Genomic DNA, 1,458 nt, shown 5'->3' with positions numbered 1-1,458 from the left:
CGGAACGTAACCCACTGTTTTAGTCCGTTTAAATGCCTTGTTATGTATTTTTTTTGATGATTGCTCTTAACTGATCTGGGTGCATTGCTGGCTTTGTTCTATGAACCATAGCATGGCAATTTGGGCAAAGTGGACGAAGATCATTTATAGGGTCAACTTTGTACTCTTTCCCAACAAGAGCTATATCCAATACGTGATGAACATGGATAAATCCTGAACCTAGCTCAGCTCCGTACTTTTGAGAAAAGTCAAAGTCACATGAGTTACACACGGCACTATAATATTCAATGCACTTTCGTCGAGCTTCAGGATTACGTTCGATTGCATTTACAGTAACTTGCTTTACCTTACCCTCTTTGTATTCAGGTTCATTAGTCTCATCTGGATATAAAGAAAGATTAACGTGGCTGGAAAGCAAATAAATACCACCAGTTCCATTAATCACTTTCGCTGATAACTTTTTGCCAATTTTAGTGGCAAATTTTTGCAGTTCATCAGAAGCTAATTTGTACTCTTCTGATGTCTCCTCTAGCTTGGAAAACCACTTATTTAAGACAGCTTGAGTCTCTCCGCCATTTCCTTTACCAACGTAGTTTGAAACTGTTGTATTTTTGTACCCGATAAATTTACTTGGAGCAAATAAGCCGAGCTCTGGGAAATAATACCAATGGAAGAACTGGGAAAAACGGTCATAAGCAATGCTATTCCCTTTAACTATGTTACTAAATTCTCGAGCATTTTCGATTACTTCAGCAGTAGACTCAACTAAGTTCATTTTTCACCTGATTTTGAGATTTTCGATAAATACATAACGCCCTGCTAAGTGGCTAGCAACGCAAACCACCACACTTAAACTAGCCACCGTAAACACCGTACCAAACTAGAACCAAAATTGCCGAGCGTTGATAGTCCGTCTTTAGCAACTTGTTATGTGCGTGCTATATAGTTACGCATTTCAATTAGTTGATGTTCACCAACAACCTCGACTTCTTGAATAAACTCGAAGCCAAACTTTTCATAGTAATTTTGTAGGTAACTATGAGCATGAATTTCTATAGAACTAACACCTATCCGCTTCGCATGCTCCACCAAAGTATTAACAACTTTCGAAGCAATACCATTCCCACGGTATGCTTCGAGAACAGCGACCCTAGCCATAACCGAAGAATTATCTTTTTTAACAACCAAGCGAGCTGTCGCCACAGCTTGTTCATTATCTTTAACTAGAGCATGTACAGATACCGAGTCTAAGCCATCCAAGTCCAGCTCATTTGGAATATTTTGCTCAACTGTGAATACTTGAAAACGAATAGCCTGAGCCTGCTCTATTATCTCTGCTGACTTACCAATGGTGATTTCCATGCCTATTTCTCTCCAAGCAACATAACGCTCTGTTAAGGGGTGAGCAATGCGATACAAAGCCGCAGCATACCGCCTTAAACACTAAAATCAACGCAT

General features: G+C 39.6%; 2 protein-coding genes. Both read right to left on the bottom strand.

Translation table 11 applies throughout. From position 1 onward, the window contains the following. Nucleotides 1-40: 40 nt before the first annotated feature. Nucleotides 41-775 carry an HNH endonuclease gene (locus ACP45E_RS18410; protein ID WP_017034539.1) on the bottom strand — a complete coding sequence of 245 codons (735 nt, stop codon included), beginning with the start codon at nucleotides 773-775 and terminating at the stop codon, nucleotides 41-43. A gap of 152 nt (nucleotides 776-927) precedes the next feature. Then, nucleotides 928-1,362 (bottom strand): GNAT family N-acetyltransferase, encoded by a 435-nt coding sequence (locus tag ACP45E_RS18405; protein WP_017038363.1) that lies wholly within the window; start codon nucleotides 1,360-1,362, stop codon nucleotides 928-930. Between the last annotated feature and the right edge of the window lie 96 nt (nucleotides 1,363-1,458).

The sequence above is a fragment of the Vibrio genomosp. F10 str. 9ZD137 genome (assembly GCF_049974785.1).
In the GTDB taxonomy this organism is placed as follows: Bacteria; Pseudomonadota; Gammaproteobacteria; order Enterobacterales; family Vibrionaceae; genus Vibrio.
The sequence above is the reverse complement of the archived record's forward strand: the minus strand, read 5'-3'. Positions and strand labels throughout refer to the sequence as shown.